We start from the raw sequence: 22,137 nt of genomic DNA on the forward strand, positions 1-22,137 counted from the left end.
CAGGATTTAAATTAGGTAGTTATCTAAATTGTATTGGAGTTTTAGAATGAAAATCTTGAAAAATTATATTTACAATGTTGGTTATAATTTATTGACGATTATTTTACCGATATTCACTATGCCTTACGTTACGGGAATATTGTCACCAAAATCAATTGGAATTAATACAGCAACGAATGCAACAATTACTTATTTTTTATTAGCTGGTTCATTGGGAATCAATATATATGGTAGTAGGGAAATTGCCGCAAATCGTGATGACCAGAAGAAAACCTCACAAATTTTTTGGGAAATTGAGTTCTTACAATTCATAACAATCACAATTTCTGTTGGATGTTTCATAGTTTTCTTAAGCTTTCAAAAGCAATATCAAAATTATTTACTTATCCAGTCAGTAGCACTTATAGCTGGACTGTTTGATATCTCTTGGTTTTTCATGGGATTGGAGGACTTTAAGAAAACAGTTTTAAGAAATTTCATGGTTAAGATTGGTTCTGCAATTCTGATATTTACGCTGATAAAAGACAAAAATGACTTAGGTCTTTATATCGCAATTCTTTCATTTTCACAGTTAGTGGGTAATGTGACGATGTGGCCTTATTTACGAAAGCTTGTAGATTTTCCAGAAATTAAAAATTTAAGAATATTTAGGCATTTACGTCCAGCCATTAGTTTATTTATACCTCAAGTTGCGATTATGATTTACTTAACTGTAAATAAAACAATGATTTGGAAAATCGATTCAGTCACAGCAAGTGGTTTTTATGACTATACTGACAAAATTATAAAAATAACGTTAGCAGTAGTTACATCCTTAGGAGTAGTCTTATTACCTAGAATGACTAATTTATTTAGCAAGAATGAACATGGGAAAATAGAGAGATACTTAAAATATTCTGCTACAGCGATGCTATGTATTTCTATTGCAATAACAATGGGAATTGCGGCGGTTGGGCAAACATTTGTTAATTGTTTTTTTAAACCGGCATACCATGAGATTGGAATACTGATGATAATAGAAGCCCCTGTAATTGTTTTAATTGCCATGAGTAATCTGATTGGGCAACAATTTTTAATACCAACAAGACGAAACAAGGAATTTACATTATCAGTTACGTATGGTGCAATTAGCAATATTATTTTAAATGTTCCAGCTATTATGCTCTGGGGAGTAAGGGGGGCGATGGCCGCAACTGTTGTCGCAGAATTTGTGGTAACATACTATCAAATTATGGTGTATAGAAAAACAATGAGTGTACGGAAACTATTCGAAGGTTCATGGAAGTATCTAGTTGCAGCAGTAATTATGTTTATACCTACGTTTTATCTCAGCAACCAATTAGAATCCGGTTATCGTAATTACCGCAACTTATTAATTGAGATTATGGTTGGTATGGTTATTTATATAACAGCTAACATTATTTTAAGGACACCAGCAGTGAAAATTTTTCGTGAATTTGTTCAAAATAATCTTAAAAATAAAATAAGAGGCAAATGAAGTTAATTTATAGTGGCATGATTTAAGTTTTGTAGTTAAGATAGCAAAAAGGATAAGCTAATATTATCATAAAACTAATTATTAAAAAGGAGCAAAAAAATGACGATTGACGAGCATCAAGATTGGTTAGTTGACTTCTATAAGGGACGCGACTGGTATCGCTTTTCACCAATGAATCGCCTAGTTTTTCTAAGTGAGGAGATTGGTGAACTTTCGAGGGCTGTGAGAACAATCGAGCTTAACGGAAGAGATCATCCAGGTGATAAAGTTTTGACTACTGACGAACGTATGAATAATTTAAAAGAAGAACTCGCTGATTGTTTTGACCAATTACTAATTGTTAGTTCGCAGTATGGAATTAGGTATTCGGACCTTAGTAATTATAGTGAAAATAAATTAAAAGAAAGATTTAAGACAAAGTAATTTGGAGGAAGGGTTATTTTATGACGAAAAAACAAAATCTAGAATTAATTGAAGAACTTTCGAATGCTTATGGTGTTTCAGGTTTTGAACATAACGTTTCGGCAATCGTTCAGAAATATGCTAAAAGATATGCAACTGTATCGAGGGATTCGATGTGTAATACTTTTATAAAACCAGAGGCTGCTGATAATAGACCAACAATGATGTTAGATGCACATTTGGATGAAGTTGGTTTCATGATACAGGCAATTAAGCCTAACGGAACTGCCTCATTTGTGACTGTCGGCGGTTGGGTGCCTGCAAATGTGACTGCTGAACGAGTAAGGATTAAAAATCAAGAGGGGCAATGGATTCCTGGAATTGTAGCAACAAAACCACCGCATTACATGACTGCTGCAGAGAGAAAACAGCCTGTAGAAATTGCTAATTTAGTAATTGATTTTGGAACGATTTCTGCCGCAGAAACAATTGATCTTTTGAAAGTCAATACTGGTTGCCCAGTCGTACCCGATGTTACTTGGGAGTATAATGAAAAGTTAGATATTATGATGGGAAAAGCATTTGATAATCGTATCGGAACAGCTGTTGTACTAACTGCAATTGAACGTTTGACACAAAAAAAAGAAAAACTCGGGGTTAATGTAGTTGGAGCTCTTGCTGCTCAAGAAGAAGTAGGATGTCGTGGTGCAAAGGTTACAGTGAGAAAGGTCAAACCTGATATTGCAATTTGTTTAGATGGTTGCCCAGCAGATGATACCTTTACACCAGACTGGTTGATTCAAACAGGGATGAAGCGTGGCCCAATGCTTCGTGATATGGATACAACTTTTATTGCAACTCCTGCATTTCAGTCTTTAGCTGTTGCAACAGCCGAAGAAAATAATATTCCGTATACACGAGCAGTACGAACTGGTGGTGGAGTGAATGCAAGTGAGTTGCTAGTATATGAAGGGGTTCCGACCATTTGCATAGGTATTCCGGTTCGCTATGAACATACACATCATACGATTGTGGCTTACGAAGATTTTGAAAACACTGTAGATTTGGTAGTTGCAATCGTTGAAAAGTTAAATGTGTCGATAATTTCTGAATTTTAACCAAAATTTTTTCTAATGTTATTACTACAAAGAAATTAAATTGTAAATTAATTAAGATAGAATGTAGAGTTTGTGGTATACTCTAAAATTAGAAATAGATTAACAAAATGAGAGATTATTACCAGTAAACATAAAGATTTATTATTATTTTGATGATTCAGTTAAATGTTTTTTGATGTTCTAACGGATAATCTTTCTTATTGTATGTTTTAAGTAGTTGAGCATATAACTTTGAATGAAAAGGGATGTTTTTATGGCAAATGAGTACCCACAAGTAATGACGATTGCTGGTTCAGATAGTGATGGTAGTGCTGGAATGCAAGCAGATTTGCATACTTTTTTTACAAGAAAAGTATATGGAATATCTGTGATGACTGCATGTGTTGCGGGAAATTCGTATGGAATTCATGCGAGCATTTCTCTTCCTTTAGACTTCATTAATCAAGAATTTGCAGACATTGCAGCAGATTTTAAAGTTAAGGCAGCAAAGACAGGAATGCTAGCTGATTCTAGTTTAATTAAAAATGTAGTCCAAAATTATAAAGAATATGATTTTGGGCCACTGGTTGTTGATCCGGTTATTATGACGAAACATGGCAATATGTTACTGGAGGAGAGTGCTTTTGAAACTCTAAGAGAATTGCTGGTGCCGCTTGCAACGGTGATTACTCCAAATTTTTATGAATCAGAGAAATTAGCTGATATGAAAATAAATAATGATGATGATTTAGTGACTGCTGCTCATAAGTTACAGCAGATGGGGGCAAAAAATGTTGTTGCCAAAGGATATCATCAAGATTCGAATCAGACAGAAGTCCGCGACTTTGTTTTACTGGAATCTGGCAAGAGCTTTTGGTTGAGTGCTCCCTATCATCATACGACACATATTAACGGGACGGGTGATTCGTTATCGGCATGTATTGCAGCAGAAATAGCTAAAGGAACTGATATTGAACAAGCAATTCGAATTGCTAAAAATTATGTAAATACTGCAATTTGGAATGAAATAGCGGTTGGACATAAATTTGGTCCTATCAACCATTGGGCACCAAAAAGTGAATAAAAAGCAAAAAATGAGATTTTCCTAACTAAAATAGATTGGATAATCTTATTTTTTTTTGACTGGGTTGGAGAAAATACTGTCCTAAATTTTAGAGAACTTCTTTTCTAATATAAATGAAGTCCTGCACTTTATGGATAGACATTAATTCACATATTTGTGACTAAGTACTAGCTCAACTAGATTTTGCAAACTGTCCGCAACTTCTGGATATGAAAGAGTTCTAAAAATAGCAATATTTTTGTCAATTTCTTGCAGATAGGTATTATCTGTAGCATCTAATGTTAAATTTGACAAATTTGCAAGTACATTAGCTATTAGCAGATAATATATTTTATTATTGTCATGCGCCATTTTCTGAGCATTTTTAGCGTATGTTAATGCGAGTAGATATTCACCCTTTCTTAGTGCCAATTCAGCTAAATTATTGAAGAAGAGAATCACTTTATCGATGTAATTCTTAAAATTTAATTTCTTTGATTTTTTCTCAAATTGTTTTGCAAGTACTTTTGCAACTTCAAAATTTGCTAGAAAAATTGAGTTAGCAAGCGTTCGGATTTCAAATTCATGCCAATTTTTACAAGACAATAAATAGTTGAAGATAGGTTGGTAATTCTCAACAGTTATTTGGTTATTTCGAGTCAATTCAACTAACCCTAACATGTTTAGACGTTTAATTTGCAGCCGGATACTTTTCTGTGCTACCTCAGAAGTAAATATTTTTTTAAGATAATCTGCTAATTCATCAATTTTTTGTTCTGTAGATAACTTGTTAGTTGTTTCTATATAGGTTCTATCTTTGAGGGAGTAATTATTACCAAGTTCTGTTTGAAATTCCATCAGTGAAATATCAAGATTTTGCAATAACCCCAACATTTTTTCATATGAGGGGAAGTATTTACCATTCTCTAATTCAGAAAGGTGGGAACGAGACATTATACCTGCGGACACATTTTTTTGAGTCAAATTCTTGTCAGTTCTGATTTTTTTAATAAGTGGACCAATATTGTTCATAGTTAATGCACCTCACTTGTCGGGATAAGTAACAGAAAGCTTCTGTTTGTTTCATTGTATATTAAACTTTAGTGGAAATAAAATTTAATAATAATGAGGAGTGACTCCAATGAGTTTATTAGTTTTAGGTGGAGCAGGATATATTGGTTCGCATATGGTTAAGCGGTTGTTGGAAGAAAAAGAAGATGTAATTGTTATCGATGATTTATCTAAAGGTCATGAAAAAGCAGTTGATAAAGGAGCTGTATTTATTAAAGGAGACATTCGTGATAAGAATTTATTGCGCAGTGTTTTTGAAAAATATAAAATTGAAGCTGTCTTTCATTTTTGTGCGTACATGCAGATACCAGAATCATTGGTAAAGCCAAATGATTATTTTGATAATAATATTTATGGCTTAATTGCATTGATTGACGTAATGAAAGATTTCAAGATAAACAAATTAATTTTTTCTTCTTCGGCAGCTGTTTATGGGATTCCTGAAAGTAGTCCAATTAATGAGGAAACAAGTAAAAGTCCAATTAATCCATATGGTCTAACCAAGTTAGTAATGGAACAAATGATGAAGTGGAATGGAAGTGCTTATGGAATCAATTGGTTAGCATTTCGTTATTTTAATGTTGCTGGGGCACAAATGGATTGCAGTATTGGGGAAGACCATCACCCAGAATCACATCTGATTCCAATTGTGCTTGAAGCGGCTGCAGGTAAACGGGAATATGTTGCAATGTGTGGTAATGATTATGCAACGAGAGATGGATATAATATTCGTGATTATGTTCATGTTATTGATTTAGTAGATGCACATTATTTGGGACTAACATATTTACGTAAGGGTGGTAAAAGTGACGTTTTCAATATAGGATCAAAACATGGATACTCTGTTAAGGAGGTTGTTGATGCCGTGAGCGAGCAAACAGGAATTAATTTTAAAGTTATTAACGCACCAAGAAGAGGTGGGGATCCTGATGAACTTGTGGCTGATAGTGAAAAAATTAGGCACGTTTTGGGATGGAATCCACGCTATAGCGACATCAATACGATGATTCAATCTGCATGGAATTGGACCAAAATGCATCCTAATGGATTTAAACAATAAAATATGTGAATATATTTAGTATGTAATTTTACAATAAGGGGATGGTTATTATATTTGAAGTTTGTTGTGGCAGCTACCAAGATGCTTTAAATGCTGCAGCTGGTGGTGCTAGCCGAATTGAGTTAAACAGTGCATTATACTTAGGAGGATTGACACCGAGTACCGCAAGTTTAAAACTAATAAAGTCAAAAACAAAGTTAAAAGTGATTTGTATGGTAAGACCAAGACCAGCAGGCTTTTGTTATAATAATTATGAATTTGAGCAAATGCTATTTGAAACAGAAAACTTGCTTGAAAATGGTGCAGATGGGATTGCTTTTGGATGCTTGAATAGTGACTATACTATTAATACAAATCAAGTTGAGAGAATGAGTGATTTGATTAATAAATACAAAGCAGAAAGCGTCTTTCATCGTGCATTTGACTGCGTTGGCGAACCATTAAAGGCAGTCGAGATATTGGTGAATTTCAAAATAAAGCGTCTTTTAACGAGTGGTCAAAAAGCAACTGCTCTTGAGGGAATAGAGTTAATTAAGCAACTGCAAAAAAAATACGGTCAACAAATTGAAATTTTAGCTGGTAGTGGTATTAATAGTGCAAATGCAGCAGAAATATTGCAATATACAGGAATAAGTCAATTACATGCAACTTGCAAAAGTTATAAAGAAGATAATACAACAACTGCAATCGGTGTTTCTTATGGATATTTAAAGGGCCAATTGCTTAATTCATATGAAGAGGTTGATCCTTCAATAGTAAAAAAAATAGTTACGGTTATCGATAAAAAAGTATAGTACGCCATTTGATTTTTACTATAAAACCTTGCTTTTTCTATTTCATAGCGTGAGAATTATATTGTGTTGTTAATCACGATATTGTTTGGAGGAATGAAAATGGCAGTTGAGAGAACATTGATTCTTGTAAAGCCTGATGGAGTTTCTGCAGGTCACGTAGGTGAGATTATCACGAGAATTGAACGGAAGGGTTATAAAATTGAGTCATTGAAGGTTACGATGGCGACTGATGAAAAATTAAGAGCGCATTATTCAGACAAAGTCGATAAACCTTATTTTGGAGAAATCGAGTCTTACATGAAGGAAGGACCGATTGTTGCAATTGTTGCCAGTGGAATCAATATCATTGATGCATTCCATAACATGGCAGGGAAAACCAATCCAACATTAGCAGCACCAGGAACTATTCGCGGTGACTTTGGTTGTGAGTGGGAAGATGGTAATTTGAGAAATGTAGTGCATAGCTCTGATGGCGTTGAAACTGCAGAAGATGAAATTAAGATTTGGTTTCCAGAGAAATAACATTGTTGAAAATTGAACAATAAAAAGTAACTGAACGCAAAAAGCGATTTTGAGAAATTAGACAAAAGGCTAATTTTAATGAATCGCTTTTTTGATATTTCATATGGAAAATATTTTCAAATTAAAAAATATAAATTAGTTTAAAATAGTTTAATTTGTTTTGAAAAGAAAGCCTGCAAGGAGGATAATTCAACACGTTAATACTATGAAAGATGTTTTAACCTATTTTAACTTTCAATATGATTAATGAGATTGGGGCAAAAAAGGGGTAGGGTTGAATGAAAAAAATAAGTATTGTTTTGTTAGCAACAGCTTTAATAATTGGAGGTGTATTAAGCTGTTTTGGAGGAAAAACAACTAAGCAGACAAGAAAGCATCAAAGTGCTAATGTCAGTGTATTAAAAAAAAGAGATAAGAAGCAACTGAGGAATAAGAAAGAACAATTACAAGCTGTCTTTGAAAAAGAGAAGGTTTGGGGAACATTAGTTTATCAAAATAATGAGTCTTCAAAAATTAAGGATGTATCTGTTGGGTATGCAAATTATGAAAAAAAAATAAAGAATACGGGTATAACAAAATACATGTTGGCTTCATTGCAAAAAAGTTATACTGCAACGCTAATTCAAATATTGATTGATAAGAAAAAATTGTCAATGAGTACCAAACTTAATCAATTTTACCCAACTATCAGGTATTCAGACAAGATAACAATACGCAATTTATTGGATCATACTTCAGGCATTCAGATGGGAGAACCAGTACCTAAAGTCATGTTAGTAAATGATAATAGTGCTGTTGAATGGGCAATCAATCATTTAAAATCGACCGGTAAAATGTATTGGAATTATACAAATGCAAATTATATTTTATTAGCAGGGATAATAACCAAAATTACTAATAAACCGTATGCAAGTGTATTAAATCAATATATTGTAAAACCATTAAAATTAAAAAACACCACTGAACTAGATGCTAAGGTGATTAATACAGCTGCAAAGACTTATAATTTTGGAGATAATGTAACACTGCATCCAATATCTTATCGGCTAATTTCCAGTGAGTTGGGTTGTGGCAATTTGTATACAACACCGATTGATTACTTTAAATTTGTTTCCGCTCTTGAGAATAATAAATTAATTCCTAATGGCGCACTAGATGAACTTTCACGGAATCATGAAACAGCTTATTCAGCAGGATTTTACTACTTTGATAATGGTCAACGCGCTGATGGCATAGACAATGGTTACTATAATTTTTATTATGATGACAAAAGTAAACATGCTAATATGATTTTAATGCTAAATAAAGGTGTATCAGATGCACAAGGAAGGGCAATGATTCAACAATTAGGAAATATTGTGGCATCATAGGTAAGACAAATAATTTGAACGAAGACTGTGTATTACACGCAGAGTCAAGAAAAATAATAATTATAATTTGGTCATTCTCCAGAGACTATAAATGAGCATGATAATCCCATTTGAAATTAAAATCCAGGCCCCTTGATGAATATGAGCAAACAATAATGTAAATATTAATGTTCCTATTGGCATAACGGAAGTATTTATTGTCATAATTGAAGACATAACTCTTCCTAACAAGTCATTTGGAACTTTTTTTTGCAAAAAAACCTGAGTGGTCACATTCAGTATAATAAGTGAAAAACCAAGAACAGTCATTAATAAAGTTCCTAATATTGTTATGCTTAGATAATCCTTTAAGCATGTAAAGATGATTCCTAAAAAAGTAAACGATAAGATAGTTGGTATTAAAGACCAGAAGATTTTTGTTTTTATCGCTAGTTTATCTGGAATTATGCCAACTAATAAACTGCCTAAAAGCATCCCTAGTGAGTTTCCACTTTCCAGAAAGCTAATTGGACTATTACCAAGATTAAGATTGTTTGTTATTATATAGGGCATTCCAATTGTTAATGAAGTGAAAAAGAAGTTTACAAATGTCCCAATTGTGATCATTTCCATAATAAGACTTTGTTGACGGATATATGTGAGACCACTTGCGAATTTCTTGATTTGAGAAGTTACCTTTGAATTTTCTTCTTGCAAGATCTGCTTTTCTAATTTTTTTGAAGAATAATGAAAATGCATGCTTAGTACAATCAAAAAAGAAAGTAGTGAAGCAAAAATTTCGAGCAGAATCATCCATTTAAATCCAAGAAGAGTGTATATTGTCATTCCGAGTGGAGGGGCAATAATTGCAGACAAAGAACTTGCTGCCTGAGTAAACGAACTGAGTTTTTGAATATGATTTTGATTTACAACTTCATGAATTGCTGCAGAATAAGCAGTTGAGTTAAAACTGCTGCAAATAGTGTTGATTATTACAAAGATGGTAATTGGGATAAACAGATAATCATTTTTGAATAAACCAATTGTTGCCGATAGTGCTAGTAATGCAAAAAAACGTGTTATTAGTGAGAGAATTATTATTTTCTTATGTGTTATTGTATCTACGATATTCCCAATAGGTACAACAAACACCAGATTAACTATAGGCATAATAATCATCTCTAACCCAAAACTAAGTGGGGAATGTGTGGTGTTTAACAGCATCAGTCCAAGGGAAAAAGAAAACATATTTCCGGTTAAAGAACTAATCATATTGCTAGTAATATCTTTGATAATTTGAATGTTTGATTCTTTATCGGTAACAAAAATATTAGAACTATTTTCCATTATAATAGGCCTCACAATTAAATTTTTATTTTCGTTAAAATATATTTTAATGATAAACAAAAACATAACTGTTTGATTTAATTTTGTCAATACATTATTATTAATTTGAGGTGATTTAATGGGTGCAACTATCGTATCACAACTTGGAAAAGTATTAGCTGATGAAAAAAACATAAAAATTATAAAAGCTACGAATGTAAAAGATGGGATAAATGTCAAGGAAATTTCAAAGAAAATTGGAATTCCGGCAAGTCAGTTATATTATCCAGTAAAAAAATTACTTGAACTTGATTTAATTGAGGTTGTCAAGAGTGAACAAATTAAAAATTTGCAGGAATATTACTATTCAAGTTACAATTTGAATGAGCACGGGAGTACTTTACTAAATTCTGATGAAAATGAATTTGATGGTATCAGTATGTCAGCTGATTGGACAGTGAATCATAAAGATGAATTTGTAAAATTGTTTTTATATAGAATGCAGATGTTTTTGGATTCCGCACTTACTGAAATGGATAAGTATCAAGATGATCCAACTTATTTTGAAAAAATTAAGGCAGGTGGAATTTTTAGTACAATGAAGTTGTCACAGGAGGCACAAAAAAAATTATTTAAGAATATCTACAAATTGATGGATAAGGCGGAAGCAGAGGATCAGGGAACAAATAAAGAGACATTTAATTTTATGGTACAAAAATGGTAATGAAATTATTATTCATATAAAAAGGGGGCCTAGTTCAAAAGTTAAATTTTGAACCAAGTCCTCTTTTAAAAACACAAAAATATTTATTTTTTATGATAAGTTTAGTAATTATAAACTTATAGTGTTGCTTCAATATATTTATCTTGAAGAAGTTTTGTTATTGGTCCACGCTTACCATTTTGGACAGGTTTCCCATCAATTTCAACAATGGGCATTACTTCATGCACAGAATTAGATGCAAAACATTCTTCGACTTGGCTAAGCATTGTTACTGGGACAGCTTTTTCAATAACTTCTAATCCAAGAGATTTGGCAATTTCTAATAGTTTAATTTTTGTGATACCAGGTAATACTAAATTACCGTCTTCATCCTGAATTATTCATAGTTCATTAAAAGCCCGTCAGTTTTCGTATTTTTTCGAAAACTGACGGGTATGTCTTTATCTTTTGCTGAAATACTATGTTTATAAGTTCTAGCTAGTGAGATTTTTCAACTAACTCAGAATTGCTTTGAATTTTTGGATACACTTGTCCCTTGGTTGTACAGATTTTTTTAATTTTGCCGGTTATTCAATAGCCTGGATACGCTGTAGAACCTGGTAGAACAGTCGATGGTAAACATGATACGAGCTCAGTCGCAACTGAATGCGTCGGCCAGTATGCACGACACGTGCCGCAAATTTGAATAAACGGATCCGCAATGTGCTAACGCACAAACCTGAATCATGTTTTGTCAGTGCTAGCTGCTTTAAAAAGTTGACAATATTGTAAGCCAGTACACTAACCATCATCCGGGCAGCGTTGGCATTAAACGTTGAACTATCAGTCTTATCGAAAAAGAAACCTGCTTTAGCTTCTTTGATGTAATTTTCCATTTGGCCGCGTTTGTGATACAGTTCAAAGGCTGTTTCAGCCGTTAAATTAGTCAGATTAGTAACGATAAATTCATGTGAAAAGATCAGTTCACCGGCTGCTCGAGTTGATTTAACATAGATCTGCCGCGGCTTAGGCCACGATGCTGATTGATAGATTTCAGAGTAGTAGTGAGTCTCTTTCTCTTGCCACTGGGTTTGATCACTGATCTTGACGAACTTTTCAGCTAGATTCTGCAGTTTCCGATTGCGTTTGAGTCGAATAATGTAAAACACATCGTCGGCTTCACAGACATCGTAAACTTCTGGCGTGGCGAAGCCACTATCACCACGAACCAGAATGTCAGTCGTGGGCAGCTGAGTTTGATAATGCTTTAATAGTGGTGTTAAAAAAGCTTTTACATCTTTGCTGGTGTAGGCATTTCCAGGACGCAAGACAGCTTTCAATAAGTTACCATCTTGATCAGTTGCCAGTAATGGATGATATCCTTCAGTACCATAATGTGCGTTGTAGTTAGTGGCTTCCTGTTTGCCATAAGTGTCTGAGTGAGTCGAATCGATATCAATAATCGTGGCTGTCTGGTTGGTTAATAGTCGAACACGGTCGATCAAAGCCTCATTTAAAGTCTGTAATGTGCTAACACTATCTTTATCAAAGCGTTGCCAAAAACGTGATATTGTTGCTTGTGAAGCCAAAGACGGTTTATCCAATAATAATTTAAAAAGCGGTTCTTTTTCTAAAAAAGTTGCCGCAGAATCTGTGCTATAACCGGCAATAATCTGAAGAGTTAACTGTCTTAAGATACTAGAATTACTGTGTTGACAATATCGTCGCTGGTCATTGAACCTCAATAGTTTATCGGCCAAGTTGGTGAACTGAAACTTTGCCATCAGTTCTACACACAATGTTAGCCCGCCATCGGAAGATAATTGACCACCCGTATGCGATACTAAAATATTCTTGTTGAAATTGAATGCCATTTCCTGTAAAGTTTTCAATGTAGAGTCCTCTTCTCTCATGTGGTTTTGTTTAGCAATTTAACTATACCAGAGCTGAGGCTCTTTTTGTGCACTTAAAAGGTGAAAATGCAAAATGCCCATCAAACGCGTGAAGCATGTGTTTGATGGGTATCTTGTGTATTTTTGTGAATAAATCAGGTTTTCAAAAGTTGGTGTCAAAGCAATTGGTAAGTATAAGCTTCAATACAATTTGACACAGGCTGAATCTTATTGGAATTCAAAATTAACTTATGGGGTTATGTTCCCAGTTAATGCTAAGTTTTTAAAGGAATCAGGCAAGAACTTTGGTAAGATGAAGGCTGATAGTATTTTGTATAATGGTGGCTATATCTTGAAGAACTTTACTTCAAAATCAGTTATTCAGATGACGGCCAACAGTTCTTATTGGGATAAAAAGGATATTCATATTAAGAATGTTAAGTTGACTTATAATGATTTATCAAATCCTGATAGTTTATACAAAGCATTTAAGAGCGGGACAAATAGTGCAGCACGAGTATATCCTAACTCTGCTGGCTACAAAGAAGTTGAGAAAAATAACAAAAATAATATTGTTTGGTCATTACCAGGCTCAGCAACATATAATTTTACATTTAACTTGAATCGTAAGAATTATGATGCAACGTCAAAGACAACTTCAAAAGAAAAGTCTGATACTAAGAAGGCAATTCTTAACAAGAACTTCAGATTGGCTGTTCAGTTTGCTTTCAATAAAGCCGATTATAATGCGCAAAATGTTGGGAAGGCTGGGGCTAAAAAGTCTTTACGTAACCAATTAATTCCACCAACCTTTGTTTCGGTAGATGGAAAAAATTATAATGTTGCAGTAGAAAAAGAATTGACAGCTGTTTCAAGTCCGTTATCAAAAATCAGTTTAGCTGATGGACAAGATAGCACATACAGTCCAACAAAGGCTAAAGCTTTAATAGCTACAGCTAAAGAAGAACTTGAAGCTGAAGGTGTCTCTCTTCCAATTAAACTTGATATTCCTGAAATTGAAAAGGATCAGACAGGGATTAACCAAGCTAAATCATTTAAGAAGTCAATTGAAAGTGTACTTGGTAAAGACAATGTTCAAGTTGATATCCAATTACTTTCACAAGATAAGTACTTGGCGGGAACATATGAAGCTACAACTGGGGCACAAGCTGATTATGATATTAGTAATGCTTCAGGTTGGAGCCCAGACTATGAAGATCCTTCATCTTATTTAGATATTTATAATCCAGAATCTGGATCAATGTTATCGACGATTGGTTTGACAATTGGTGATGCAGAATCTGCGGCTGTTGCTAAGACTGTTGGCCTTGATAAATATGCCACATTAGTTGATACAGCTGAAGCAGAAACTAGTGATGTTAACAAGCGTAATGCATTATTTGCAAAAGCTGAGGCAGCATTACTTGATAGTGGAATCCAAATACCTGTGTATTCCGATGGTGGTACTCCGTCTGTAACTAAAATTGTTCCATTTACAGGAAGTTATGCTCCTTCTGGATTAGGTGGCGCAAGTTCATATAAGTATATGAAACTTCAATCAAAACCAGTTACAACTGCTCAATACAACAAGGCTAAAGCAGCTTGGAACAAGGAAAGAGCTAAGATTGCAAAAGCAAATGCTGATGACTAAGAGAATATTCAAAAGGTGATTGTATGATTGCTGCTTTTATTTCAATTTAATAATGATAGAAGTGGAGCGATAATATATTGCGCCACTTCTATTATTTATATGACTATTTATGAAAAAATGATAATAAAATAAGTATGTTTTTATAATATTAGCTGTAAAGGAGGATTCTTCGATTGAAAAAATATCTTTTTTTTCGGATACTAAGGTCATTTTTAAGTATTTTTTTAGTAACTACTATCACTTATATAATAATCTATTCACTCATTCCAAAACGTGATGTGTTTAGCCAGGATCCTTTGATTCAAAAATTAGCTTCAAGACCAGATAAACTATTAGATTACAAGAATACTGCATATCACAAAATGAATTACCTTGATTATTATGATACACAGACACTTGTTAAGAAGGTTCAAAAAGCTATGCCAAATTCAGATGTTTCTGGAAGTCACGGCAAGAAGAACTTCAATATACTCAGTAAATGGGCAAAAAAGGCTGGGTTTAAGATTAAATCTTATCCAAGCAGTAAGCGATACTATGCGATTCGAGATCTACCATTGTGGGAGAGATTGGGACGTTTTTATGGTAATCTTGTAAAAATAGATACACCTTGGAGTGTCAAAGATAAGAATAATCCGAATTTAAAACGGTATTTAAAAATTGAAAATGATAAGTGGGTCGGATGGGCCTTAGTTGGTTCAGGAACTAAATATCGTTATCAAATCTATTTTAATAATTCGTTTCCGTTTATTCATCAAAACATTATTCATTTTGACTTAGGAACTTCATATCCAACATTCAGTGGGACGTCTGTCTCGGATGTAATCTCAGGTAGGCAAGGCGCAACTGTTTCTGAGAAATATAACTTGGGAAATGGCGTTACTATAAATTCAGCCGATAATGTTTACACGAGACAGTATCAATCAAAAACTCATAGAAATGCATTTGATTATGACCGGTATAAGGATTCCTATACGAATCTAGATCAGAATTATCAGGATCCATCAATGATTGGAACTTCGTTTAGAGTGGGTATTTTTGCTCTAATAATTTCATACGCTATTTCAATTCCAATGGCATTCTTTATGGCACGATTTAAAGGAAAGTTATTTGATAAAGTTGGAACAGGAATTGTTACCTTATTAATAGCAATTCCAAGTTTGGCATTTATTTATGCTTTCCGTTATATCGGCGCACAACTTTTCGGATTACCTGATTCATTTCCAACTCAAGGTGCTGGTAGCTTTGGTTCATGGGTAATGCCAACTGTAATATTAGGATTGCTTTCAGTATCCGGTTTGGTAATTTGGTTTAGACGATATATGATTGATCAGCAACAATCAGATTATGTTAAGTTTGCACGCAGCAAAGGATTAACAGACAATGAGATTTACCGTAAACATATTTTTAAGAATGCATCTATTCCTATTGTACAGAATATACCTGGGATGATTATTGGGTTAATTGAAGGGGCAACAATTACTGAAAACATATTTGCTATGCCTGGAATGGGTAAGATGTTGCCTGATGCGATTTTAGCGCATAACAATTCTATTGTTATCGGTTTAGTATTCATCTTTACGACAATTGGAGTACTATCGGTTCTTCTAGGGGATATTTTGATGGTAATTGTTGATCCTAGAATCAAGCTTTCCGCGAAGGGAGACGAGTAATATCGCAGTACAAGAAGAATTAAAACAAGCAGAAGTTTATGAAGTGAATACAGTAGTATCAGTTGATAATATCACTGAAAATGATTTTGCCGTCGTCTCTCTGGATAATAAAGAAAATGAAAAAATAGATACACCAAAGTATTCATACTGGGGATCTGTAGCAAAAAAATTTTTATTTAGTAAGATTACGATTTTTATGCTAGCATTGATGACATTTATTTTATTGATGTCCTTCATTCAGCCTCTTTTTAGTGGGTATAGTTTGTCTAGTGTTGGTAATATCAATGATTTCAATGCTCGCTACAATTGGCCAAGTTTAAAGTACTGGTTTGGTACTGACGCAGATGGTAATTCATTATTTGATGCAATTTGGGCTGGTGCACGTACATCAATTTCAATTGGTGTCATTGCTTCATTAATTACGGAAGTTATAGGTGTAATTATCGGATCAATTTGGGGTGTCTCAAAGAAAATTGACCGTATTATGCTTGAAATATATAATGTTATCGCAAATGTGCCATCGCTCTTAATTATTATTGTTTTATCCTATTCTTTTGGTAATGGATTTTGGAATTTGATTTTTGCGATGACCTGTACCTCTTGGATTGGGACTGCTTATTTTATGCGTGTACAGGTAATGATTATGCGTGAACGTGAATATAATGTGGCTTCAAAAACATTGGGAACACCGATGAATCGAATTATTTTTAGGAACATTTTACCGTATTTGACATCAGTCATAGTGACAGATGTATCCATGGCACTCCCGTCATTTATTTCATATGAAGTATTTTTATCATTTTTGGGTGTAGGATTAAGTCAAAATGTTCCATCACTTGGACGATTAATCTCACAATACTCACCATATATGACAACTTATCCTTACTTATTCTGGCTACCAGTACTGGTGCTTGCGCTGATAACGATTTCGTTATATATAATCGGGCAACGTTTGGCTGATGCATCAGATCCGAGAACACATATGTAAGAATTACGTTATATTAATGGAGGTGTAAAACTATGATGAATGATGAAAACATTCTTGAAGTACGGAATTTAAATGTCAGTTTTCAAGTTCGAGGCAGTGAAATTGAAGCAATTCATGATATTTCTTTAAATTTGAAAAAACATGAAACACTTGCGATAGTAGGTGAATCTGGTTCTGGAAAATCGGTTTTAACAAAAGCTTTTACTGGAATGCTCGAACAAAATGGTCGTATTTCTCAGGGAACTATTGACTATAAAGAAACTCGACTAAGTGATTTGAAAGTAAATAAACAATGGGATAAAATTCGAGGAAAAGAGATCGCTACTATTTTTCAAGATCCAATGACCTCGTTAGACCCGATTCATACAATTGGTTCACAAATTTCGGAAGTTGTTGTAAAGCATCAAAAGAAGAGTAAGAAAGAAGCAAAACAAATAGCAATTGATTTGATGGAGAAAACAGGTATTCCAAATGCTGAGAAGCGTTATAATGAATATCCTTTTGAATATTCAGGTGGAATGAGACAAAGAATAGTTATAGCAATTGCGTTGGCCTGCCGCCCAGAAGTGTTGATTTGTGATGAACCAACGACTGCTTTAGATGTTACAATTCAAGCTCAGATACTTGATCTAATCAAAGAACTTCAAGCAGAATATAAATTTACAATTATTTTTATTACGCATGATTTAGGAGTAGTTGCATCAATTGCAGATCGAATTGCAGTGATGTATTCTGGAAAAATTATTGAAATTGGTACCTGTGAAGAGATATTCTATGACTCACGCCACCCATATACATGGAGTTTGCTATCCTCACTGCCACAATTAGCACGAAAGGGTGAAGAACTAAAATCAATTCCAGGGACACCACCTTCTTTATATAAGAAGATAATAGGAGATGCTTTTGCACCTAGAAATCAGTTTGCTATGTCTGTTGACTTTAAAGCAGAACCACCTATGTTTAAAGTTACAGAAACTCATTATGCTAAAACTTGGTTATTAGACAAGAGAGCTCCAAAGATTGAAAGGCCTGAACTAATTCAAAATCTTCATCAACATATGCTTGAAATGACAGCCGAAGATTAATAAATAGAGGAGATTGGGGAAAATGGACAATAGCACTAGAGAAACTCTTCTTTCTATTAAGGATTTAGAGATCACATTTGGAACTGGCAATTCAAAATTTGTAGCAGTTCAAGACGTTAACTTTGATATTTTCAAAGGAGAAATCTTTTCACTTGTTGGTGAATCGGGTTCAGGTAAAACTACAATTGGACGGGCTGTTTTAGGGATTAATCCAACGAGTAATGGTCAAATTATTTTTGAGGGTAAACAAATTAATGGTAAGATTTCAGGAAAAGAAAAATTTGACATCGAACGAAAAATTCAAATGATTTTCCAAGATCCTTCTGCTTCCCTGAATGAACGTGCAACAGTTGATTATATAATTTCTGAAGGATTATATAATTACAAATTATTTAAGAATGAAGAAGATAGATTAAATAAAGTTAAGAAAATGCTTGAAGCAGTAGGCTTGCTTCCAGAGCAACTATACCGATACCCACATGAATTTTCGGGTGGCCAAAGACAGCGGATTGGAATAGCACGAGCACTGATTATGAATCCTGATTTAGTAGTTGCCGATGAACCAATTTCTGCGTTAGATATGTCAATTCGAGCACAGGTATTGAACTTACTGAAGAAATTTCAACGGGAACAAGGGGTAACTTTCTTGTTTGTTGCACATGATCTATCTGTTGTCCGCTATATTTCTGATAGAATAGCAGTCATTAGAGCAGGGAGAATATTGGAATTGGCAGAGACCGAAGAATTATTTAATAATCCAATTCATCCTTATACCAAGTCTTTATTATCAGCTATCCCGATTCCAGATCCACAAATTGCTAAGAATCGGGAAAATATTGTGTATGATCCAAGTATCCATAACTATTCAACTGAGAAGCCTAAATTCGAAGAAATAAAACCTGGACATTTTGTATATTGTAATGAGACTGAGGCTAAAGAGTACAAAATTAAGTTTAAATAAGTAGAATTTGTTGTTATAAAATGAGAAGGGGTCAGAGCAAAATTTTATTTTTGTATCGGACTCTTTTTATTATCTAGAAAGTAGTGAAGGTAATGCACGATAAATTAATTAAAACAGATTTAGGAGATTATAAAATAAGTGTACGCGCAGGTAAAACGATAATAGTTTTTTTGAATGGTGCAAGTGGGTTTGATACATTTGATAGTTTTGCCCCCGTAATTGTTAAGCTACCAGAAGATCTTGGAATTTTAGCAATTGACTATCTAAATTCTGGAATGAGCTCATTGACTAAGAAATCTTATCGACTTGAAGAAGATATTACTAATTTGGTGGAAATTATTGAAAAGCAAGATGCACAAAAAGTCATCATAGTTGCGCATAGCATGGGAGGAATACTTGCTCTGCCAATTGCGGATAGGATTAATAATTTTGCAGGCTTTATTGGACTTGAACCTACAACAAGGGAAATAATGTTTAATCCTTCTAAAGAAAAAACTTATATTGAGCAAAAAAATAAATTTGAGAGTATGACTGAAGAACAATTTATGATTAAGATGCAAAATCAAACAAGAAAGAATTTTTCAAAAGAACAAGATAAGTTATTATGGCAACATTATTATCAAGATGATCTGAGACATTCAGAAGTTAGAGATACTCAAAAACAAAAAGAGTTAATGCAGTCGGTTGTTAATTATGATGACATCAGATTTCGCAGGGCAGCACCGAGTGTTATTTTTACACAAAAATATAGAAAAGCAGAGTATGGACGTTCAGAATATATAACAGATAGGACTAAGATTGTTTGTCTTGGTGATAATCATTATTTCTTTTGGGATTTCCCAGAAGAAATTGCTAAGGAAATTATCAGATTAAGTTAAAACTAATTAGAGATTAGGAGTCGTTGTTCTTACTTTATTTTTTGGAGCAAGTTAGTAGTATAATTGAGGATATAAATACAAAGGAAGTGCTGTAAGAATGACAAAAAAAATACATGGTTCATGTACAACAATTTTAGTTGGGAAAAAAGCATCAATTGATGGTTCGACAATTATTTCGCGAAATGATGATGGGCATGAAGCACTCGACCCACAGCGTTTTGTGGTTGTAACACCAGAAACACAACCACGAAATTATGAATCTGTTATTAGTAAGGTCAATGTTAAATTACCTGATAATCCACTAAGTTATACTTCCATACCGAATGCAATTTTGACAAATGGGACATGGCCAACAGCAGGAATTAATAGTGAAAATGTTGCGATGTCTGCCACCGAAACAATTACTACTAATCCCCGTGTTTTAGGAGCTGACCCATTTGTTGCAGGTGGAATTGGGGAAGAAGATTTAGTAACGTTAGTGTTGCCTTATATACACAGTGCTCGCGAAGGGGTTAAAAGACTAGGTGAGTTGCTCGAAGAATATGGAACATATGAACCAAACGGAATTGCTTTTTCAGATAAAGATGAAGTTTGGTGGTTGGAAACGATTGGTGGACACCATTGGGCAGCTAAAAAAATTCCTGATGACGCCTATGTAGTTGCACCTAATCGAATGAATATTGATGAGTTTGATTTTGATTCAGAAGAGACAATGGCATCCGTTGATTTAAAAGAAATGATTAATAAGTATCATTTAAATCCAGATTTTGACAAAATCAATCTACGACATATTTTCGGTAGTTCATCAATTAAGGACACCGTCTATAATAATCCTCGAACATGGTATGGACAAAAATTCTTTAATCCAGATAATACAAATGATCCAATGGACCAAGACCAGCCATTCATTTGTCATGCTAATCGTAAAATTTCCATTGAAGATGTTAAGTATGTTTTGAGTTCACATTTTGAAAATACAAAATATGATGTTTATGGTTCAGGGACAGACGAGGAAAAAACGTTATTTAGACCCATTGGAATCAATCGAAATCATAATGTGCATATTTTGCAAATTAGAAATGATGTTCCTGCTGAACTAGCTGGTGTACATTGGTTAGCTTTTGGTGCAAATACCTTTAATACAGTCGTCCCATTTTATGCAAAGGTTAATGATACACCTGCAAGTTTCAAAGATGCAGATGGGACATTTAATCTGAATAATATGTACTGGTTAAGTTGTACAACAGCACTTTTAGGAGACACGGATTATGACTTTTACGTTGATATGCGCAATAGCTATGAACTAGAAGCTATGAGTAATTATCATAGGATTCAAAATGATACCGATAAGAACTTCAATGATAAAGAACATGATATCGATAAATACCTTGAAGAAGCTAATCAAAAACTTGCAGATGAGGCTTTAAAATTACAAACTAAATTACTGGGTGACATGGTGATAGCAGGGTCTGAAAAAATGAAGTTGCGATATAATTTGAATGATTAATTGCATATAGCAAAATTGTGAACAACAGTATCGTGAATATTTTAAATTCTAGTTTGCATAATACAACATTGAAAGAGATGATTCTTTGGATGAACCGATTTTAATCATTATTCGTGGTAATTCAGGTTCTGGAAAAACATATTTAGCAAAGAAAGTTCAAAATTATTATGGAACGAAACGAAGTTTTCTGATTCAGCAAGATATTATTCGAAGAGATATTTTGCATTCAGATGATCACGTCGGGAATATTTCAATCGAATTAATGACGAAAATGATTGAATTTGGCAAACAAAACTATGAAATAACAATTCTTGAAGGAATTCTGAGAAAAGATGTCTATTCAGAGATGATTGAAGAAGCAGTTAATGAATTTGAAGAAAGATCATTAGTTTTTTATTTAGATTTGTCGTTTGAACAAACTGTTAAAAATAATAATAAAAAGAAAGTTTCTTTTTCAACTGAGCAACTAAAAAATTGGTGGAGGGAAAAAGACTATCTTAATGATTCTGATATCGTGATGAATGATAGTAATGAGCAGCTGATTTTGAAGCGGGTAGCTGAACTAATGATATAAAACCAACATTTTGAGGTGAGTTATAAAAGTATGCTATGATACTTTC

Annotated in this window: 21 protein-coding genes; 17 read left to right on the forward strand and 4 right to left on the reverse strand. The window is 33.7% G+C overall.

The window, feature by feature from the left end; translation table 11 throughout:
* The first annotated feature begins 46 nt into the window (after positions 1 to 46).
* From G6O70_RS07655 to thiD, 4 genes are all read left to right on the forward strand, one after another.
* The gene (locus G6O70_RS07655) at positions 47 to 1,498 is read left to right on the forward strand and encodes an oligosaccharide flippase family protein (protein WP_057870208.1); all 1,452 of its coding nucleotides are present in this window, start codon (positions 47 to 49) and stop codon (positions 1,496 to 1,498) included.
* Positions 1,499 to 1,597: 99 nt separating this feature from the next.
* On the forward strand, positions 1,598 to 1,921 hold the full coding sequence (locus tag G6O70_RS07660; RefSeq protein WP_057870207.1) for a MazG nucleotide pyrophosphohydrolase domain-containing protein: 324 nt from the start codon (positions 1,598 to 1,600) through the stop codon (positions 1,919 to 1,921).
* Positions 1,922 to 1,941: 20 nt separating this feature from the next.
* Positions 1,942 to 3,018: a M42 family metallopeptidase gene (locus G6O70_RS07665; protein WP_057870206.1), complete on the forward strand. Its 1,077-nt coding sequence runs from the start codon at positions 1,942 to 1,944 to the stop codon at positions 3,016 to 3,018.
* A 253-nt stretch (positions 3,019 to 3,271) separates the two neighbouring features.
* Positions 3,272 to 4,081, forward strand: coding sequence for a bifunctional hydroxymethylpyrimidine kinase/phosphomethylpyrimidine kinase (gene thiD / locus G6O70_RS07670; protein WP_057870205.1), 810 nt, complete (start codon positions 3,272 to 3,274; stop codon positions 4,079 to 4,081).
* Positions 4,082 to 4,222: 141 nt separating this feature from the next.
* Here the strand turns inward: thiD and G6O70_RS07675 are convergent, their stop codons facing one another.
* Positions 4,223 to 5,092: a helix-turn-helix domain-containing protein gene (locus G6O70_RS07675; RefSeq protein WP_057870204.1), complete on the reverse strand. Its 870-nt coding sequence runs from the start codon at positions 5,090 to 5,092 to the stop codon at positions 4,223 to 4,225.
* 109 nt (positions 5,093 to 5,201) lie between these two features.
* On the opposite strand from G6O70_RS07675, the gene galE reads away from it, so the two are divergent.
* From galE to G6O70_RS07695, 4 genes are all read left to right on the forward strand, one after another.
* The gene (galE, locus tag G6O70_RS07680) at positions 5,202 to 6,191 is read left to right on the forward strand and encodes a UDP-glucose 4-epimerase GalE (RefSeq protein ID WP_057870203.1); all 990 of its coding nucleotides are present in this window, start codon (positions 5,202 to 5,204) and stop codon (positions 6,189 to 6,191) included.
* A gap of 41 nt (positions 6,192 to 6,232) precedes the next feature.
* Positions 6,233 to 6,985, forward strand: coding sequence for a copper homeostasis protein CutC (locus G6O70_RS07685; RefSeq protein WP_057870202.1), 753 nt, complete (start codon positions 6,233 to 6,235; stop codon positions 6,983 to 6,985).
* Positions 6,986 to 7,084: 99 nt separating this feature from the next.
* Complete coding sequence (gene ndk, locus G6O70_RS07690) at positions 7,085 to 7,507, forward strand: nucleoside-diphosphate kinase (protein ID WP_057870201.1); 423 nt, start codon at positions 7,085 to 7,087, stop codon at positions 7,505 to 7,507.
* Positions 7,508 to 7,785: 278 nt separating this feature from the next.
* Positions 7,786 to 8,877: a serine hydrolase domain-containing protein gene (locus G6O70_RS07695; protein WP_057870200.1), complete on the forward strand. Its 1,092-nt coding sequence runs from the start codon at positions 7,786 to 7,788 to the stop codon at positions 8,875 to 8,877.
* A 60-nt stretch (positions 8,878 to 8,937) separates the two neighbouring features.
* Here G6O70_RS07695 and G6O70_RS07700 read toward each other — a convergent pair whose 3' ends face one another.
* Complete coding sequence (locus G6O70_RS07700; RefSeq protein WP_162255361.1) at positions 8,938 to 10,203, reverse strand: MFS transporter; 1,266 nt, start codon at positions 10,201 to 10,203, stop codon at positions 8,938 to 8,940.
* Between the two features lie 118 nt (positions 10,204 to 10,321).
* On the opposite strand from G6O70_RS07700, the gene G6O70_RS07705 reads away from it, so the two are divergent.
* Complete coding sequence (locus tag G6O70_RS07705) at positions 10,322 to 10,906, forward strand: winged helix-turn-helix domain-containing protein (protein ID WP_057870199.1); 585 nt, start codon at positions 10,322 to 10,324, stop codon at positions 10,904 to 10,906.
* Positions 10,907 to 11,022: 116 nt separating this feature from the next.
* On the opposite strand, the gene G6O70_RS07710 is transcribed toward G6O70_RS07705, so the two are convergent.
* Together G6O70_RS07710 and G6O70_RS07715 are read right to left on the reverse strand one after the other, a co-directional pair.
* Positions 11,023 to 11,286, reverse strand: a complete 264-nt coding sequence (locus G6O70_RS07710) for an aminotransferase class IV (RefSeq protein WP_309137222.1) — start codon at positions 11,284 to 11,286, stop codon at positions 11,023 to 11,025.
* A 186-nt stretch (positions 11,287 to 11,472) separates the two neighbouring features.
* Entirely contained in the window at positions 11,473 to 12,777 is a 1,305-nt protein-coding gene (locus G6O70_RS07715; protein ID WP_057870478.1) for an IS1380 family transposase, read from the reverse strand.
* 154 nt (positions 12,778 to 12,931) lie between these two features.
* Between G6O70_RS07715 and G6O70_RS07720 the strand changes: the two genes are divergently transcribed.
* The 8 genes from G6O70_RS07720 (at position 12,932) to G6O70_RS07755 (ending at position 22,091) form a co-directional block, all read left to right on the forward strand.
* Complete coding sequence (locus tag G6O70_RS07720) at positions 12,932 to 14,428, forward strand: ABC transporter substrate-binding protein (protein WP_258236163.1); 1,497 nt, start codon at positions 12,932 to 12,934, stop codon at positions 14,426 to 14,428.
* Between the two features lie 173 nt (positions 14,429 to 14,601).
* Positions 14,602 to 16,098 (forward strand): ABC transporter permease, encoded by a 1,497-nt coding sequence (locus tag G6O70_RS07725; protein WP_057869952.1) that lies wholly within the window; start codon positions 14,602 to 14,604, stop codon positions 16,096 to 16,098.
* A gap of 70 nt (positions 16,099 to 16,168) precedes the next feature.
* Positions 16,169 to 17,086 carry an oligopeptide ABC transporter permease OppC gene (gene oppC / locus G6O70_RS07730; RefSeq protein WP_373566419.1) on the forward strand — a complete coding sequence of 306 codons (918 nt, stop codon included), beginning with the start codon at positions 16,169 to 16,171 and terminating at the stop codon, positions 17,084 to 17,086.
* A gap of 35 nt (positions 17,087 to 17,121) precedes the next feature.
* Positions 17,122 to 18,171, forward strand: a complete 1,050-nt coding sequence (locus G6O70_RS07735) for an ABC transporter ATP-binding protein (RefSeq protein ID WP_057869954.1) — start codon at positions 17,122 to 17,124, stop codon at positions 18,169 to 18,171.
* A 22-nt stretch (positions 18,172 to 18,193) separates the two neighbouring features.
* Positions 18,194 to 19,132, forward strand: coding sequence for an ATP-binding cassette domain-containing protein (locus G6O70_RS07740; protein ID WP_057869951.1), 939 nt, complete (start codon positions 18,194 to 18,196; stop codon positions 19,130 to 19,132).
* 92 nt (positions 19,133 to 19,224) lie between these two features.
* Positions 19,225 to 20,010, forward strand: coding sequence for an alpha/beta hydrolase (locus tag G6O70_RS07745; RefSeq protein ID WP_057869950.1), 786 nt, complete (start codon positions 19,225 to 19,227; stop codon positions 20,008 to 20,010).
* A gap of 97 nt (positions 20,011 to 20,107) precedes the next feature.
* The gene (locus G6O70_RS07750) at positions 20,108 to 21,517 is read left to right on the forward strand and encodes a C69 family dipeptidase (RefSeq protein ID WP_057869949.1); all 1,410 of its coding nucleotides are present in this window, start codon (positions 20,108 to 20,110) and stop codon (positions 21,515 to 21,517) included.
* An 85-nt stretch (positions 21,518 to 21,602) separates the two neighbouring features.
* Positions 21,603 to 22,091 (forward strand): P-loop NTPase family protein, encoded by a 489-nt coding sequence (locus G6O70_RS07755; RefSeq protein ID WP_057869948.1) that lies wholly within the window; start codon positions 21,603 to 21,605, stop codon positions 22,089 to 22,091.
* Positions 22,092 to 22,137 lie beyond the last annotated feature (46 nt).

Source organism: Liquorilactobacillus hordei DSM 19519 (assembly GCF_019443985.1).
GTDB lineage: Bacteria > Bacillota > Bacilli > Lactobacillales > Lactobacillaceae > Liquorilactobacillus > Liquorilactobacillus hordei.

Bases quoted from the DNA above. Each gene is read 5' to 3' on its own strand.
- G6O70_RS07655 (WP_057870208.1), top strand. From the start codon at position 47: ATGAAAATCTTGAAAAATTATATTTACAATGTTGGTTATAATTTATTG.
- G6O70_RS07660 (WP_057870207.1), top strand. From the start codon at position 1,598: ATGACGATTGACGAGCATCAAGATTGGTTAGTTGACTTCTATAAGGGA.
- G6O70_RS07665 (WP_057870206.1), top strand. From the start codon at position 1,942: ATGACGAAAAAACAAAATCTAGAATTAATTGAAGAACTTTCGAATGCT.
- thiD (WP_057870205.1), top strand. From the start codon at position 3,272: ATGGCAAATGAGTACCCACAAGTAATGACGATTGCTGGTTCAGATAGT.
- G6O70_RS07675 (WP_057870204.1), bottom strand. From the start codon at position 5,092: ATGAACAATATTGGTCCACTTATTAAAAAAATCAGAACTGACAAGAAT.
- galE (WP_057870203.1), top strand. From the start codon at position 5,202: ATGAGTTTATTAGTTTTAGGTGGAGCAGGATATATTGGTTCGCATATG.
- G6O70_RS07685 (WP_057870202.1), top strand. From the start codon at position 6,233: ATGGTTATTATATTTGAAGTTTGTTGTGGCAGCTACCAAGATGCTTTA.
- ndk (WP_057870201.1), top strand. From the start codon at position 7,085: ATGGCAGTTGAGAGAACATTGATTCTTGTAAAGCCTGATGGAGTTTCT.
- G6O70_RS07695 (WP_057870200.1), top strand. From the start codon at position 7,786: ATGAAAAAAATAAGTATTGTTTTGTTAGCAACAGCTTTAATAATTGGA.
- G6O70_RS07700 (WP_162255361.1), bottom strand. From the start codon at position 10,203: ATGGAAAATAGTTCTAATATTTTTGTTACCGATAAAGAATCAAACATT.
- G6O70_RS07705 (WP_057870199.1), top strand. From the start codon at position 10,322: ATGGGTGCAACTATCGTATCACAACTTGGAAAAGTATTAGCTGATGAA.
- G6O70_RS07735 (WP_057869954.1), top strand. From the start codon at position 17,122: ATGAATGATGAAAACATTCTTGAAGTACGGAATTTAAATGTCAGTTTT.
- G6O70_RS07740 (WP_057869951.1), top strand. From the start codon at position 18,194: ATGGACAATAGCACTAGAGAAACTCTTCTTTCTATTAAGGATTTAGAG.
- G6O70_RS07745 (WP_057869950.1), top strand. From the start codon at position 19,225: ATGCACGATAAATTAATTAAAACAGATTTAGGAGATTATAAAATAAGT.
- G6O70_RS07750 (WP_057869949.1), top strand. From the start codon at position 20,108: ATGACAAAAAAAATACATGGTTCATGTACAACAATTTTAGTTGGGAAA.